Source organism: Klebsiella sp. HMSC09D12, assembly GCF_001808475.1.
Lineage (GTDB): Bacteria > Pseudomonadota > Gammaproteobacteria > Enterobacterales > Enterobacteriaceae > Klebsiella > Klebsiella oxytoca.
Genome location: NZ_KV793512.1, coordinates 108,433 through 123,521 on the forward strand (window position 1 = coordinate 108,433; position 15,089 = coordinate 123,521).

The window sequence follows — 15,089 nt, forward strand, 5'->3', positions numbered from 1 at the left end:
ATACGCTTTCCGCGATGACCGAGGGTCGCAAAATCAGGGAACAGGATTACTGCGGCAGCGGTACTGCCGCCAGAGTGCAGATAGCCTCATGCTCGCCGCCGTGATGGTCAACGATGACCACTTTATCTCCGGCTTTTTTTCCTTCGCAGGGTTTTAAAATCCGTTCGACAACGCGTTCATGGATAGATTGATGGCCGGAATCGGCCAGGCTGCTTGCTGACGTCGCCATCAGCAGCAGTCCAGCCAGCCCGACGATATGCTTATTCACCATTGATTACTCTCGCCCCCTATTTAAGCGGGCCAAGGGTAGCAACCTGCCGGGCCGTGGTCTGTAAATTCGCTTAAACGAGTGTTACTCCGTTCATTTTTTCATCACCGTCGAGCTTTACTCTTCACATTTATTCATGTAAATAATAATTTCATTGCTCGGCTGGCTGTCTATTCTCGTCCGACTCATCGGGTCATCTTTAAGAAATATCCCGATGCTATTATCCCGATATCACGGTATTTTTTCTCCATGTTAAACATAACATTAGGTTAATCTATGTCAGGTATCCTGCTCTTTATCGTCGCGGTGGTTTTGCTGGGAGTCGCGGTCTACAGCCTGGTCTCCTACGTCAAAGATCGGCGCTCCGCGCAACTGCCAACTCATAAGAAAAAGAAATAATTCATCCTCACTATTCTTACCTTTTGCCCCTGCTATTTCTTACCGACCGCCTGATTTCAAACGAGAATGACAAAAAAGAAGGCAGGCGCTTTCGCCTGCCTTTGTGTCGACGTAAAAAATGGTTACGATTCCCAGGCCTGTTCCGCTTTAGCGCCGTCAAACTGCGGCGGCGGTTTACGGAAACGGCGGGTCAGGTAAGTCAGATAGAGTAACCCCAGCCCCGCCCATATCAGACCGAGCGTCAGGGATGTCGCTTCCAGATTAATCCACAGCACCCCCACCGTCAGCGCGCCGACCATCGGGAGCAGCAGATAGTGAAAGCGATCCTTCCACGTTTTGTTAAAGCCTTTACGCCGCCAGAAGTGGTTGAACACCGATAGATTAACGAAGGTGAATGCTACCAGCGCGCCAAAATTAATCAGCGCCGTGGCGGTAACCAGGTCAAAGAACAGCGCCGACAGCGCGACAATCCCCACCATGATCACGTTGAGCGCTGGGGTACGCCACTTCGGATGGACGTAGCCAAAAATACGCTCCGGGAAAACGTTATCGCGGCCCATGACGTACAGCAGTCGTGAAACGCTGGCGTGCGACGCCAGGCCGGAGGCCAGCGTATTCACAAACGTCGTGCACAGGAAGATCGACTGGAACAGCTTGCCGCCGACGTAGAGAGCAATCTCCGGCAGCGCCGCATCCGGATCTTTAAAACGGCTGATATCGGGGAAAAAGAGCTGCATAAAGAACGAAGCGGCAATGAAAATCACTCCGCCATAGACCGCGGTCAGAAAGATCGCCTTCGGGATCACCCGTGCGGCGTCCGGCGTCTCTTCGGAGAGCGTAGTCACCGCATCGAAGCCGAGGAATGAAAAGCAGACGATCGTCGCCCCGGTAATAATCGGGATCAGGTGCGCATTCTGGCTGATAAAAGGCTGCAGCGACCAGACGGTGCCCACCCCTTCCCCTTTATGCAGTCCCTGCACCACCAGCACGATAAAGACCACCATAATCGAGATCTGCACCAGCACGAACAGGGTGTTGAAGTTCGCCACCAGATTGACGCTTTTCAGATTCGCCGCCGTCAGAATCGCGACAAAGGTCACCACCCATACCCAGGGCGGCACGTCCGGAAACAGCGCGGAAAGATAAATCTTCGCCAGCAGCACGTTGATCATCGGCAGGAACAGATAATCCAGCAGCGACGACCAGCCCACCATAAAGCCGACGTGCGGGCTGATCGATTTCTGCGCATAGGTGTAGGCTGAGCCCGCCTGGGGAAACTGGCGCACCAGCTTGCCGTAGCTGATGGCGGTAAACAGCACGCCGGCCAGCGCCAGCAGATAGGATGCCGGAACGTGGCCGTTGCTGATGCCGGAAACAATGCCGAAAGTATCAAAAACCGTCATCGGCGTCAGATAGGCGAGGCCCATCATCACCACCTGCCACAGCTTGAGGGATTTGCGCAGGCGCGGTTTTCCCGCTCCGGAGGCGTTGTCGAGAGAGGGATTAATAGCCATGGCCATTTCCCCCGCTGCACGCCTGGGCTTGCGGTCGTAGAGACCGGGAAACCAACCTGCTTCGCAACGGGGTTAATGGCAAATCAAAAGGTAAAAAGAACCGACGAGCGGCGGTAGCGGCGCATTCCATGCGGCCATGACGGCCCCCTTCTCCCTGCGGATATTTAAACATCTGCATCATTTCCTACCTCGTTACACACTGTGTCGTTAACTGAAGCCCCGTTGCCGCCTGCGCTCCTTAACGCGGCATCCGGGAATGGCTGGGCTCCCAGCAAAAACGTCCGACCAGGCTCCGCTCAGGCCGTATGATGCTACTCGTGATAATGCTAAAGCGCCCCTTGCGGGGCGAAAATCAGGCGTTTTTCAACATCCACTCAATTTCAGTCTCTGTGATCAGACGCTCAAATTGCAGTAATTCGTCATTTTTACAGGCGTGATAAACGTGACAGAAACGTTCGCCAAGCCGCTCGCGCAGGTGGTCGTTTTGCATAAACTCCCACAGCGCATCGCTCTGGCGAATCGGGAACGGCAGCCCCTCCTGCTCAAGGCCATTGCCTTCCACTTCTTCCTGTAACGGCAGCGGGTTATCCAGCCCGTGGAGGATGCCGGCAAAAATCGCCGCCATCACCAGGTACGGGTTGGCATCCGCCCCGGCCACCCGATACTCGACGCGATGGTTGTGCCGATCGCCGCATGGAATGCGCAGCGCCACCGTCCGGTTGTTATGCCCCCACGACGCCTGGGTCGGCACATACATTCCCGGCTGGAAACGGCGATACGAGTTCACGTTCGGCGCCAGCAGCGCCATCGATGCCGGCATCAGATCGATCATCCCGGCGAGCGCGCGTTTTAACATCGCGGAATCTTCACCGTCGGCGTCAGCCAGCACGTTCTCGCCTTTGTTGTTCTGCATGCTGATGTGGATATGCATCCCGCTACCGGCGTGCTCTTCATAGGGTTTCGCCATAAAAGTGGCGTGCATCTTATGCTTCTCCGCCATTAAACGCACGAGACGTTTTAACGCCAGCGCATCATCGCAGGCATCGAGTACGTTATCGGTATGGTGGAGGTTGATTTCAAACTGGCCGGGAGACGCTTCCGCCACCGCGCCGTCGGCGGGGATCAGCTGGAGCTGGGCGATCTCATCAATATCGTTAAGCACGTCGGCAAAATGGTTGAGGTTATCGACGGAGTAAACCTGGCTTTGGGTATTGCGATCGCCGGTTCCCGGCGCGCAAGGCGGCTGCAGGTAGCCTTCCGCGTCGCGCTTGCGGTCAAGTAAATAGAACTCCAGCTCTACCGCTACCACGGGGAACAGCCCGCGCTGGCGCAGCTGCTGCCAGAGGCGGTTCAGAACGTTCCGCGGCTCAACGTCAAAGGGAGCGCCATCTTCATCAACCATGGTCAGCAGAACCTGACCAATGTATTCCGGGTCCGCCGCGGACGGGGTTAAGGTTCCCAGCACCGGCACGCAGGTGCGATCAGGTTCGCCCATCTCCTGGCCGAGCCCCGCCTCTTCCACCACGTTGCCGAGAATATCCATGGCAAATACCGAAGCCGGGAAATAGCAGCCCTTCTCCAGCTTGTTCAGGCTGGAGACCGGGATCCGCTTACCGCGGAAGCAGCCGTTCAGATCGGTTAACAGCACATCAACGTATTGCGTATTGGGGTAACGCTCAAGGTAGCGCTTCACTTCCCAGGTGAATGCGCTGACCCGTCTCTCTTCCGACTGCTGAACAAAATTCTCAACTTCTACGATATTGGTTTCCATGATTCACCGCCGTTGTTGTAGTTTCGGACCCTGAATTGCACTGTTAAATATAATGTCCACCCTTCGAATGTGTATGCAAACAAATTGTTTGTCAAATGTTAAATTAAGTTTGCAAAGGGCAATATCCACTGCTAGATTGAGAAAATATTGAACGAAATGGCCGTTTTACCCGCTAACCCGGTCATAATTTAGTCCACTTTGTGAGGGCGATCATGGAAAATATAATGTACAAGCCAGTTATTGGCGTAGTGATGTGCCGAAACAGGCTTAAGGGTCACCAGACCCAGACTCTGCAAGAGAAGTACCTGAACGCGATTGTTCACGCCGGCGGCGTACCGATTGCCCTGCCGCACGCGCTGGCCGAGCCGGAACTGCTTGCTACGCTACTGCCGAAACTGGACGGCATTTATCTGCCCGGTAGCCCGAGCAACGTACAGCCGCACCTTTATGGTGAAAACGGCGATGAGCCTGACGCCGATCCCGGGCGTGATCTTCTGAGCATGGCGCTGATTAACGCCGCGCTCGAAAGGCGCATCCCCATTTTCGCCATCTGCCGTGGACTACAGGAACTGGTTGTCGCCACCGGCGGGACTCTGTATCGTCGTCTGTTCGAGCAGCCTGAGCTTCTTGAGCACCGCGAAGACCCCGAACTTCCCGTCGAGCAGCAATACGCGCCCTCGCATGAAGTTCAGGTTCAGGAGGGAGGATTACTTTCTCAGTTAATACCGGGCTGCAACACGTTTTGGGTAAACTCGTTACACGGGCAGGGAGCAAAAACGACGGGTCCACGGCTGCGCGTGGAAGCGCGTTCTCCGGACGGGCTAGCGGAAGCGGTCAGCGTTAACGACCATCCTTTCGCCCTCGGCGTGCAGTGGCATCCTGAATGGAACAGTAGCGAATACGCCCTGTCGCGAATGTTGTTTGAAGGTTTTATCACCGCCTGTCAGAACTATATCGCTGAAAAACAGCGACTCTGACCACTACCGTTAAGGAAATGCAAATATGAGCGATGACGGACTGGCGCCAGGGAAACGTTTGTCAGCGATCCGCCAACAGCTGGGTCTCTCACAGCGTCGTGCCGCCGAACTGTCTGGGTTAACACATAGTGCCATCAGCACCATAGAACAGGACAAAGTCAGTCCTGCCATCAGCACGCTGCAAAAGCTGCTGAAAGTCTACGGGCTGTCGCTCTCGGAATTCTTTTCTGAACCAGAAAAACCGGCTGAACCGCAGGTGGTTATCAATCAGGACGATCTGATTGAAATCGGCAGCCAGGGGGTATCGATGAAGCTGGTTCACAATGGCAATCCGAACCGCACGCTGGCGATGATATTTGAAACGTACCAGCCTGGAACCACAACCGGGGAGAGGATCAAGCATCAGGGTGAAGAGATAGGCACCATACTGGAGGGTGAAGTCGTGTTGACCATTAACGGTCAGGCGTATCACCTGGTGGCTGGGCAAAGTTATGCCATTAACACCGGCATACCGCATAGCTTCAGCAACACTTCGGCAGGTATCTGCCGAATTATCAGCGCCCATACTCCCACCACCTTCTGATTTATTAGCCTGAGCCTTTCTCAGGTTTTCTTCAGGCCTGCGCCGCCCGGGGTGAATTCCGGCGGCGCGAAGATAACGCAGTTCACCTTGCGCAATGCGGAAAAACGTATTCCGCTGGCCCCGGATAATTCACGCCTGTTAATGGGCAATTTAAACGGTACTCAACCCCGGGGACGCCCTGCGCCCTGAGGGTCTGAAATCACCACTTTTTTTCCGATTACGTCATTAAGGAGTCATGATGGATTTTCACAACCTGGCTTACTGGCAAGAAAAAGCAAAGAACATCGCGATTGAAACGCGGTTATTTATTAATGGCGAATACAGCGCCGCCGCCGATAACAGCGTGTTTGCCACCATCGACCCTGCCGCCCAGCAAACGCTCGCCGAAGTCGCGCGCGGCAAAAAGGCCGATGTCGATCGCGCGGTCCAGGCCGCCCGCAGCGCATTCGAGCGCGGCGACTGGTCGCAGGCCTCTCCTGCCCAGCGTAAAGCGGTCCTGAATAAGTTTGCCGACCTGATGGAGGCCCATTGCGAAGAGCTGGCGCTGCTGGAAACCCTGGACACCGGCAAACCGATCCGTCACAGCCTGCGCGACGATATCCCCGGCGCCGCCCGCGCGATTCGCTGGTATGCCGAAGCTATCGATAAAGTCTACGGCGAAGTTGCCCCTACCGGCGGCAACGAACTGGCTATGATCGTCCGCGAACCGATTGGCGTGATTGCGGCGGTGGTGCCGTGGAATTTTCCGCTGCTGCTGGCCTGCTGGAAACTTGGCCCGGCGCTGGCGTCAGGTAATAGCGTAGTGCTCAAACCGTCGGAAAAATCCCCACTCAGCGCCCTGCGACTCGCGGGCTTAGCGAAAGAGGCCGGACTGCCGGACGGCGTGTTCAACGTAGTGAGCGGTTTCGGCCATGAAGCCGGCCAGGCGCTGGCGCAGCATCCTGACGTCGAAGTGATTACCTTTACCGGATCTACCCGCACGGGTAAACAGCTGCTGAAGGACGCAGGCGACAGCAATATGAAACGCGTCTGGCTGGAGGCGGGCGGTAAAAGCGCCAATATCGTTTTTGCCGACTGTCCGGATCTGCAAAAAGCGGTTAACGCTACCGCCGGCGGTATCTTTTACAACCAGGGCCAGGTCTGTATCGCCGGAACCCGCCTGCTGCTTGAGGAGAGCATTGCCGACAGGTTTCTCGATCTCCTTAAAGAGCAGGCCAAAGGCTGGCAGCCGGGCAATCCGCTCGACCCGAATACCGCCATGGGCATGCTGATCGACAACAGCCACGCCGATAGCGTCCACAGCTTTATTCGCGCCGGTGAAGCGCATAGCACGCTGCTGCTGGATGGACGCAAAAATCCGTGGCCCGCGGCGGTTGGCCCGACCATTTTCGTTGACGTCGATCCCGCCTCCGCGCTCAGCCAGGAGGAGATCTTCGGCCCGGTGCTGGTGGTCACCCGTTTTAAAACCGAAGAGCAGGCGCTGGCGCTGGCCAACGACAGCCGCTATGGCCTCGGCGCGGCGGTCTGGACCCGCGATCTCTCCCGCGCGCACCGCATCAGCCGCCGTCTGAAAGCCGGCTCCGTCTTTGTAAACAACTACAACGATGGCGATATGACCGTGCCGTTCGGCGGCTATAAGCAGAGCGGCAACGGACGCGATAAGTCGCTGCATGCGCTGGAAAAATTCACTGAACTGAAAACTATCTGGATTGCCCTGGAGTCTTAATCATGACCGAACATACCACCAGCTATTACGCCGCCAGCGCCAACCGCTATGAACCGTTCCCGGCGCTGGAAGAAACGATCGGCTGCGACGTCTGCGTCGTCGGCGGCGGCTATACCGGCCTCTCTTCGGCGCTGCATCTGGCCGAAATGGGCTACGACGTGGTGCTGCTGGAAGGCGCGCGCATCGGCTTCGGCGCCAGCGGACGCAACGGCGGCCAGTTAGTTAACTCCTATAGCCGCGATATCGACGTTATCGAGAAAACCTACGGCCCGGACGCGGCGAAAATGCTCGGCAGCATGATGTTTGAAGGCGGCGATATTATTCGCGAGCGCATCCAGCGCTATCAGATTGCCTGCGACTATCGCCCCGGCGGGCTGTTTGTCGCGATGAATCATAAACAGCTGGAAACTCTGGAAGAGCAGAAAGCCAACTGGGAGCGCTACGGCAATACCCAGCTGGAGCTGCTGGATGCCAGCGCTATTCGCCGCGAAGTCGACAGCGACCGCTACACCGGCGCCCTGCTGGATCGCAGCGGCGGCCATATCCATCCGCTCAACCTGGCGATTGGCGAAGCTGACGCCATTCGGCTAAACGGCGGCCGGGTGTACGAGCAATCACCGGTTACCCGCATTCAGCACACCAGCCCGGCGGTAGTGACCACCGCGCGCGGACAAGTGACCGCTCGCTACGTGATCGTCGCCGGTAACGCCTATCTCGGCGATAAGATCGAGCCGGAGCTGGCGAAACGCAGCATGCCGTGCGGCACCCAGGTGGTCACCACCGCACCGCTGTCTGAGGAACTGGCGCGCTCGCTGATCCCGAAAAATTACTGCGTGGAGGATTGTAACTATCTGCTGGATTACTACCGTCTGACCGCCGATAACCGTCTACTGTACGGCGGCGGCGTGGTCTACGGCGCGCGAGATCCGGACGACGTTGAGCGATTGATTATGCCGAAGCTGCTGAAAACCTTCCCGCAGCTGAAGGGGGTGAAAATCGACTACCGCTGGACCGGCAACTTCCTGCTGACCCTCTCACGGATGCCGCAGTTTGGCCGCCTCGATAACAATATCTATTATATGCAGGGTTACAGCGGCCACGGGGTCACCTGTACCCACCTCGCCGGACGGCTAATTTCGGAGCTGCTGCGCGGGGACGCCGAACGTTTTGACGCCTTCGCGAAGCTGCCGCACTACCCGTTCCCCGGCGGACGCAGCCTGCGCATTCCGTTTACCGCCATGGGCGCGGCTTACTATAGCCTGCGCGATCGGCTCGGCGTTTAATCCCCCCGGCCGACGGCGCCCGCCGTCGGCAATATCGCCGCCCCGCACTGCTGCGGAAAGCGCTGCTGAAAGTAGTGGCGTAAAAACTCCACGGTGGTGCGAATTTTGGCCGAAGTCGCCAGCCGAGACACGTATACCGCCCAGATACTGGCGGGCTGATAGTACTCCGGCAGCAGCTGTACCAGATTGCCGCTGGCGATATTCTCCTTTACGTCCCACCATGAGCGCAGCGCAATCCCCTGCCCGTCGAGGCACCACTGGTGGACGATTTCACCGTGGTTTGACGACAGCGGCCCAGTCACTTTGATGGCGTGCTCACCTTCTTTATCATCGCGCAGCTGCCAGACGCCAAAAGGCCGGTCGCGCTCTTTGATCACCAGACACGGTAGCGCGGCAAGGTCGCTCAGCTGTTTCGGCGAGGGATGGCGGGCGACAAACGCCGGCGAGGCGCAGAGGATGCGATGATTGCTGGCAAGCTGGCGGGCTATCAGGTTGGGCGCAATATCGTCGCCGACGCGAATATCCAGATCGACCCCTTCATTAGCCAAATCTACCAGCCGGTCGGCGACGTCGAAGCGGATCTCCAGCTGCGGGTAGCGACGGGCCAGCTCGGAGAGCGCCGGCGCGACCACCCGCCGACCAAAGCCAAAGCTGCTGATGATCCGCAGCGTTCCCTGCGGCACCTGCCGCACATCGGAGAGCTCATCCATCATCTGGTCGACATCCTGCAGAATGCGCTGCCCCCATTCGTAGATGCGCTCGCCCTCTTCGGTGATAGCCACTCGCCGGGTAGTGCGGTGCAGCAGCTGGACGTTAAGGGTTTGCTCCAGCAGCGATACGCGTTTGCTGACAAATGCCGGAGAGACGCCGAGCTCTTCCGCAGCGGCGGCAAAACCGGCGCGGCGGGCTACCAGCATAAAGACGCGTAAGTCGTTCAGCAGCGGAAGATTATTCATGATTCGTGTTTTATGTTTCACCAGTTGACGGGATTAATTATGAATTAGTCAATTATAGGATAGAGATGAAGTCAATTTTCCTTACCTCAAACTGAGAATAACGATGAATAAAACCTTACGTATTGCCGCCATCCCCGGCGATGGCATCGGTAAAGAAGTGCTGCCGGAAGGGGTGCGCGTACTGCAGGCCGCCGCCGAACGCTGGGGGCTGGCGTTAAGCTTCGAGCACTTCGAGTGGGCCAGCTGCGATTATTACGCCCAAAACGGCACTATGATGCCCGAGGACTGGCACGCGCAGCTGAAAGGCTTTGATGCGATCTATTTCGGGGCGGTCGGCTGGCCGGATATCGTCCCGGATCATATCTCCCTCTGGGGCTCGTTGCTGAAGTTCCGCCGCGAATTCGACCAGTACGTCAACCTGCGTCCGGTGCGCCTGTTCCCCGGCGTCCCCTGCCCGCTGGCGGGTAAACAGCCCGGCGATATCGATTTCTACGTGGTGCGTGAAAACACCGAAGGGGAATATTCCGCTCTTGGCGGCCATGTGAATCCGGGAACCGAACATGAAGTGGTGATTCAGGAGTCGGTGTTTACCCGCCGCGGCGTTGACCGCATCCTGCGCTACGCCTTTGAGCTGGCGCAAAGCCGCCCGCGCAGAACCCTGACCTCGGCGACCAAATCTAACGGCCTCGCCATCAGCATGCCCTTCTGGGACCAGCGCGTCGAAGCGATGGCGCAGCAATACCCGGAGGTGAAATGGGATAAGCAGCATATTGATATTCTGTGCGCCCGTTTCGTGCTGCAGCCGGAGCGTTTTGACGTAGTGGTCGGCTCTAATCTGTTCGGCGATATCCTTTCCGATCTCGGCCCGGCCTGTACGGGCACCATCGGCATTGCCCCATCGGCAAACCTCAACCCGGATCGCACCTTTCCGTCGCTGTTTGAGGCGGTACACGGTTCGGCGCCGGATATCTACGGCAAAAATATCGCCAATCCGATTGCCACCATCTGGGCCGGCGCGATGATGCTCGACTTCCTCGGCAACGGTGACGCTCGCTACCAGGCCGCCCATGACGGCATTCTCGCAGCGATTGAGCAGACTATTGCCAGCGGACCAAAGACACCGGATATGAAAGGCACCGCCTCCACCCAGCAGGTGGGCGAGGCCATTTGTCGGGCTATTGCCGGACACCAGGTCGCCCGAACAGGCGCGTAAGCGCCGCTTTCGGCAATGGTCGCCGGACAGCCTCCCTCAAGCACCGGGCCCGGATATCCCGGGTCGCGGCGTAAACGCCTTACCCGGGCTACCGCCCCGCAGATCGCTGGAAACCCGTAGCCCCGGTAAGCGCAAGCGCCACCGGGGAGATTCTCCGGACCGAATTACAGCTCCAGCTCGCGCTGCAGCAGCGTCGCGATCGCCTCGCAGCTCTGCGCCGTCACCAGCGATTGCCGGAACTCTTCATGCATAATGCGCCGCGCCAGCCGCGAGAAAATACGCATATGCTGATCCCCCGCCGAATGCTTATTAAGCGTCAGCATAATCACAAACTGCGCCTCGTCGTCGCCCCACGCTACCGGCTGCGCCAGACGGGCGACGCTGATGGTCGACTGCTCGATATGCTCAGATTTACTGTGTGGAATGGCGAAGCTAAAGCCTAAACCGGTAGAGAACACCGCTTCGCGAGCCCACAGATCGGCTTCCAGCTTACGCGGATAGCGGCAGCGCCCGGCCAGCAGCAGATTATCAGTCATGCCCTTAATGACCTCCTCTTTGCTACGCCAGTCGCTGTTCAGCGTAATGCACTGCGGAGTAATCAGCGGCGCGTCCTGCTGGGTCATGCGGAACTGGGCAAGCAGATGTTCTACCTCTAATGAAGTACGGCACTGCATCGCCTGGTTAAGCAGCTGACGGCAGGCGCGGCTGTCAAGCTGCGCCAGACGCGCCTTGGTTGCCGGAATCGACGGCGCGCTCATGCTCAACTCATCCAGCCCCAGCCCCACCAGCAGCGGCAGCACCGAACCTTTAGCCCCCAGCTCGCCGCACAGGCCAATCCATTTCCCCTGACGATGCACCGCCTGAACCGCGTAATCCAGCGCGCGCAGAAAAGCCGGATTGAGGCTGTTGTAGTGGCGCGTCACCCTGGCGTTATCGCGATCCACCGCCAGCAGGTACTGGGTCAGGTCGTTGCTGCCGATACTAAAGAAATCAATCTCTTCGCAGCACTGATCGATGATAAACATCACCGACGGCACCTCAAGCATAATGCCCAGCGGGATCTTTTCATCAAACGGGATATGTTCGCTGCGCAGCGACTGTTTAGCATCCGCCAACTGCTCTTTGACCCATAAGATCTCTTCCATCGAGGAGATCATCGGGATCATGATTTTCAGCGCGCCGTGCGCGGAAGCGCGCAGAATCGCCCGCAGCTGAGTGCGGAACAGCGCCTGATACTCCTCATAAATACGCACCGCCCGGTAGCCGAGGAACGGGTTATTCTCCGCCGGGATGTTGAGGTAGGCCACCGGCTTGTCGCCGCCGATATCCATGGTACGGATGATAATGCTGCGCCCGTTGGCCGGCTCCAGCGCCTGGCAAAAAATGTTATACAGCTCGTTTTCCGACGGCGCGCTGGGCCTGTCCATGTAGAGCATCTCGGTGCGGAACAGTCCTACCGACTGCGCGCCGTTGTTGAAGGCCGCCGCCGCCTCTACCGAATGGGCGATGTTGGCCGCCACCTCCAGACGAATACCGTCTTCCGTTCGGCCCTCTTTATCCAGCCAGGCCTGCTGCTGGCGGCGGGTTTGCGCCTGTACCCAGGCCTCCTGCTGATAGTAGCGCGCCACCGCTTCATCGGGATTCACCACCACCAGCCCGGCGTTACCGTCAATCTGTACCCGGCGATCGACCCACGGCAGCAGCGCCTCCATATCGACGCCCACCAGGGTAGGAATATTGAACGAACGCGCGAGGATCACCGTATGTGAAGTGGTGCCGCCGCTGCGCAGCAGCAGGCCTTTAAGCAGCGTTTTATCCAGTTCAAGAAACTGGCTGGGGGTGAGTTCATCGGCGAGGCAGATGGCCTCTTCGGTCAGCTTACCCGGTGCCGGAAAACGATCCTCACCGTAGATATGCTGCAGAAGCTGGAAGCACACATCGCGCACGTCCAGCACCCGCTCCTGCAAATAGCTATTACCGGAAGCGCTGAACTGGGCGCAAAAATGTTCGCCGGTCGCGACCACCGCTTCAGCGCAGCTCAGACCGTTCAACAGCCCGTCCAGCAGATGCTGGCGCAGCGAGGCGTCGGTGGCCAGAGAGCGATGCGCCTCAAGGATCGCGCTGGCGGTACCGTCGTTATCCAGCAGGCGGAACTCAATATTTTTCACCAGCAGGGTCAGGCCCCTGTCCAGCGCCGCCTGTTCCTGTTCGATTGCGCCCGCTACAGGCAGCGCGCCTGAATCGCGCAGGTCGAGGGACTTAAGATGGGTGAGCCTGCCGCCCGCGCTGCCGGCGCAGACCGGCAGCGCGTGAAACAGGGTAGGATTAAGACGCGAGAGGGATTCAGGAACCGGCTGAACGGCCATTTGCTCCGCCGCCGGCAGCGGCGCATCGCAGTGCGGGAACTCGTCGGTGATGAACGCCGTCAGTGTATTAAACGCCTGCTGTTCATCTTCACCGCTGACAACAAGCTGGCAGCGGTCGCCCTTTAAGGTATTGGTGCCAATAATCCCCAGCGCGCTTTTGGCGTTTCCGCGTCCTTCTGTGCGGGTGTTTACCCATTCGACCGAAGATGAAAAAGTATTGCACAGCGTTTCTACCAGGCTTGCCGGACGCGCATGTACGCCGTTGGGCAAATCACATATGAATTCAATTACCAGAGCCATCGCCTTCCTCCTGAATAATGCGTATTAGCCAAAAGGTAAAGAAAGAAGCCGCCCGCCACTACACGATAAAAGTGGTAATTACTGGATAATTGTATGGCTGAATCTTTTTTATGCTCGTGGTCACAAATCGCCTCGTGAAGGGCGTCAAAAACCCACCAGAACTAAGATTTGAGGTGGATCGCAATTTTCTCCTCGCCTTACAAATATCCAGTAAATGCACTTTTTCTCTACTATTTTATGCGCCGCCCTTTTTCTAATGTTGAGACATCAACTCAGTCACGGGCCACGCAGCGCTCAGGAGAAAAACAATGAACGAACTGGTGCAAATATTAAAAAATACCCGCCAGCACCTCATGACCGGGGTTTCACATATGATCCCGTTTGTCGTGTCCGGTGGGATCTTGCTGGCAGTCTCCGTCATGTTGTACGGCAAGGGCGCGGTGCCCGATGCCGCCACCGACCCTAACCTGAAAAAACTGTTTGATATCGGCGTCGCCGGTCTGACGCTAATGGTGCCATTTCTGGCGGCCTATATCGGCTACTCCATCTCCGACCGCGCGGCGCTGGCCCCCTGCGCCATCGGCGCCTGGGTCGGCAACAGCTTCGGCGCCGGTTTCTTCGGCGCGCTGATTGCCGGGATCATTGGCGGGCTGGTGGTTTACTACCTGAAGAAAATCCCGGTGCACAAGGTGCTGCGCTCGGTGATGCCCATCTTCGTTATCCCGATTATCGGCACCTTTATAACCGCCGGGATCATGATGTGGGGTCTCGGCGAGCCGATTGGCGCGCTGACCGCCAGTCTGACCGGCTGGCTGCAGGGCATGCGCGAAGGCAGCATCGTTATTCTCGCCATCATTATGGGCCTGATGCTGGCCTTCGACATGGGCGGTCCGGTGAATAAAGTCGCCTACGCCTTCATGCTGATTTGCGTTTCCCAAGGCGTTTACAGCGTAGTGGCCATCGCCGCCGTCGGTATCGCCGTGCCGCCGCTGGGCATGGGCCTGGCAACGCTGATTGGGCGTAAATATTTCTCCGCGGAAGAGCGCGAAACCGGGAAAGCCGCGCTGGTGATGGGCTGCGTTGGCGTGACCGAAGGCGCGATCCCCTTCGCCGCCGCCGACCCGCTGCGCGTTATCCCGGCCAATATGATCGGCGCCGCCACCGGCTGCGTAACCGCCGCGCTGCTCGGCGCCCAGTGCTACGCCGGCTGGGGCGGGCTCATCGTTCTGCCGGTCGTCGAAGGTAAAGGCGGGTTTGTTGCCGGTCTGGCGGTCGGCGCCATCGTCAGCGCCGCCTGCGTCATTCTGCTCAAAGCCCTGGCGAAAAAGAAAACGTCAGACGCCAAAGCCGATGACGAGATGGATCTTGATTTCGAAATTAACTGAAACAGTGGAAGGAATATCGTATGACCAAAATTATCGCCGTTACCGCTTGCCCCTCTGGCGTTGCCCATACCTATATGGCCGCCGAATCGCTGGAGAGCGCCGCTAAAGCCAAAGGCTGGCAGGTCAAAGTCGAGACTCAGGGCTCCATCGGCATTGAGAACGAGCTGACCGCAGAAGACGTCGCCAGCGCCGATATGGTGATTCTGACCAAAGATATCGGCATTAAGTTTGAAGAACGCTTTGCCGGTAAAACCATCGTGCGCGTCAACATCAGTGATGCCGTGAAGCGCGCCGAAGCCATTATGAACAAAATCGACAGCCACCTTTCACAGAATGCCTGACTGAATG

Annotated in this window: 13 protein-coding genes; 8 read left to right on the forward strand and 5 right to left on the reverse strand. The window is 57.8% G+C overall.

Translation table 11 applies throughout. The features are described from left to right. Positions 1-46 precede the first annotated feature (46 nt). The gene (locus tag HMPREF3178_RS28790; protein WP_004112069.1) at positions 47-271 is read right to left on the reverse strand and encodes a hypothetical protein; all 225 of its coding nucleotides are present in this window, start codon (positions 269-271) and stop codon (positions 47-49) included. Between the two features lie 273 nt (positions 272-544). On the opposite strand from HMPREF3178_RS28790, the gene HMPREF3178_RS31225 reads away from it, so the two are divergent. Then, positions 545-667, forward strand: coding sequence for a small membrane protein (locus HMPREF3178_RS31225; RefSeq protein WP_004100963.1), 123 nt, complete (start codon positions 545-547; stop codon positions 665-667). A 122-nt stretch (positions 668-789) separates the two neighbouring features. Here HMPREF3178_RS31225 and HMPREF3178_RS28795 read toward each other — a convergent pair whose 3' ends face one another. Next, positions 790-2,181: an APC family permease gene (locus HMPREF3178_RS28795; RefSeq protein ID WP_004100961.1), complete on the reverse strand. Its 1,392-nt coding sequence runs from the start codon at positions 2,179-2,181 to the stop codon at positions 790-792. 352 nt (positions 2,182-2,533) lie between these two features. Continuing rightward, positions 2,534-3,952, reverse strand: a complete 1,419-nt coding sequence (gene puuA / locus HMPREF3178_RS28800; RefSeq protein ID WP_004112067.1) for a glutamate-putrescine ligase — start codon at positions 3,950-3,952, stop codon at positions 2,534-2,536. A 224-nt stretch (positions 3,953-4,176) separates the two neighbouring features. Here puuA and puuD point away from each other — a divergent pair, with 224 nt between their 5' ends. The 4 genes from puuD to HMPREF3178_RS28820 all read left to right on the forward strand — a co-directional run bounded on the left by puuD (position 4,177) and on the right by HMPREF3178_RS28820 (position 8,521). Next, entirely contained in the window at positions 4,177-4,929 is a 753-nt protein-coding gene (gene puuD, locus HMPREF3178_RS28805; protein ID WP_160887670.1) for a gamma-glutamyl-gamma-aminobutyrate hydrolase, read from the forward strand. Between the two features lie 25 nt (positions 4,930-4,954). Further along, the gene (gene puuR, locus HMPREF3178_RS28810) at positions 4,955-5,512 is read left to right on the forward strand and encodes an HTH-type transcriptional regulator PuuR (RefSeq protein ID WP_004100955.1); all 558 of its coding nucleotides are present in this window, start codon (positions 4,955-4,957) and stop codon (positions 5,510-5,512) included. 238 nt (positions 5,513-5,750) lie between these two features. Next, positions 5,751-7,238: an aldehyde dehydrogenase PuuC gene (gene puuC, locus HMPREF3178_RS28815; RefSeq protein WP_004100952.1), complete on the forward strand. Its 1,488-nt coding sequence runs from the start codon at positions 5,751-5,753 to the stop codon at positions 7,236-7,238. 2 nt (positions 7,239-7,240) lie between these two features. Beyond that, entirely contained in the window at positions 7,241-8,521 is a 1,281-nt protein-coding gene (locus HMPREF3178_RS28820) for an NAD(P)/FAD-dependent oxidoreductase (RefSeq protein WP_004112063.1), read from the forward strand. Here the strand turns inward: HMPREF3178_RS28820 and HMPREF3178_RS28825 are convergent. Next, positions 8,518-9,498 (reverse strand): LysR substrate-binding domain-containing protein, encoded by a 981-nt coding sequence (locus HMPREF3178_RS28825; RefSeq protein ID WP_029496840.1) that lies wholly within the window; start codon positions 9,496-9,498, stop codon positions 8,518-8,520. The two genes, HMPREF3178_RS28820 and HMPREF3178_RS28825, sit on opposite strands and share 4 nt — an antisense overlap. Before the next feature lie 82 nt (positions 9,499-9,580). Between HMPREF3178_RS28825 and HMPREF3178_RS28830 the strand changes: the two genes are divergently transcribed. Then, positions 9,581-10,690, forward strand: a complete 1,110-nt coding sequence (locus HMPREF3178_RS28830) for a tartrate dehydrogenase (protein ID WP_017146150.1) — start codon at positions 9,581-9,583, stop codon at positions 10,688-10,690. A gap of 164 nt (positions 10,691-10,854) precedes the next feature. On the opposite strand, the gene ptsP is transcribed toward HMPREF3178_RS28830, so the two are convergent. Further along, complete coding sequence (gene ptsP / locus HMPREF3178_RS28835; RefSeq protein WP_024274013.1) at positions 10,855-13,356, reverse strand: phosphoenolpyruvate--protein phosphotransferase; 2,502 nt, start codon at positions 13,354-13,356, stop codon at positions 10,855-10,857. 308 nt (positions 13,357-13,664) lie between these two features. Between ptsP and HMPREF3178_RS28840 the strand changes: the two genes are divergently transcribed. Next, positions 13,665-14,741, forward strand: coding sequence for a PTS fructose transporter subunit EIIC (locus tag HMPREF3178_RS28840; RefSeq protein WP_017146152.1), 1,077 nt, complete (start codon positions 13,665-13,667; stop codon positions 14,739-14,741). A 20-nt stretch (positions 14,742-14,761) separates the two neighbouring features. Continuing rightward, positions 14,762-15,082, forward strand: coding sequence for a PTS fructose-like transporter subunit IIB (locus tag HMPREF3178_RS28845; protein WP_004100938.1), 321 nt, complete (start codon positions 14,762-14,764; stop codon positions 15,080-15,082). The last annotated feature ends 7 nt before the right edge of the window (positions 15,083-15,089 follow it).

Coding starts and splice junctions, on each gene's coding strand:
- HMPREF3178_RS31225 (WP_004100963.1), top strand. CDS start 545: ATGTCAGGTATCCTGCTCTTTATCGTCGCGGTGGTTTTGCTGGGAGTC.
- puuD (WP_160887670.1), top strand. CDS start 4,177: ATGTACAAGCCAGTTATTGGCGTAGTGATGTGCCGAAACAGGCTTAAG.
- HMPREF3178_RS28840 (WP_017146152.1), top strand. CDS start 13,665: ATGAACGAACTGGTGCAAATATTAAAAAATACCCGCCAGCACCTCATG.
- puuA (WP_004112067.1), bottom strand. CDS start 3,952: ATGGAAACCAATATCGTAGAAGTTGAGAATTTTGTTCAGCAGTCGGAA.
- HMPREF3178_RS28795 (WP_004100961.1), bottom strand. CDS start 2,181: ATGGCTATTAATCCCTCTCTCGACAACGCCTCCGGAGCGGGAAAACCG.
- HMPREF3178_RS28830 (WP_017146150.1), top strand. CDS start 9,581: ATGAATAAAACCTTACGTATTGCCGCCATCCCCGGCGATGGCATCGGT.
- HMPREF3178_RS28820 (WP_004112063.1), top strand. CDS start 7,241: ATGACCGAACATACCACCAGCTATTACGCCGCCAGCGCCAACCGCTAT.
- puuR (WP_004100955.1), top strand. CDS start 4,955: ATGAGCGATGACGGACTGGCGCCAGGGAAACGTTTGTCAGCGATCCGC.
- puuC (WP_004100952.1), top strand. CDS start 5,751: ATGGATTTTCACAACCTGGCTTACTGGCAAGAAAAAGCAAAGAACATC.
- HMPREF3178_RS28845 (WP_004100938.1), top strand. CDS start 14,762: ATGACCAAAATTATCGCCGTTACCGCTTGCCCCTCTGGCGTTGCCCAT.
- HMPREF3178_RS28790 (WP_004112069.1), bottom strand. CDS start 271: ATGGTGAATAAGCATATCGTCGGGCTGGCTGGACTGCTGCTGATGGCG.
- ptsP (WP_024274013.1), bottom strand. CDS start 13,356: ATGGCTCTGGTAATTGAATTCATATGTGATTTGCCCAACGGCGTACAT.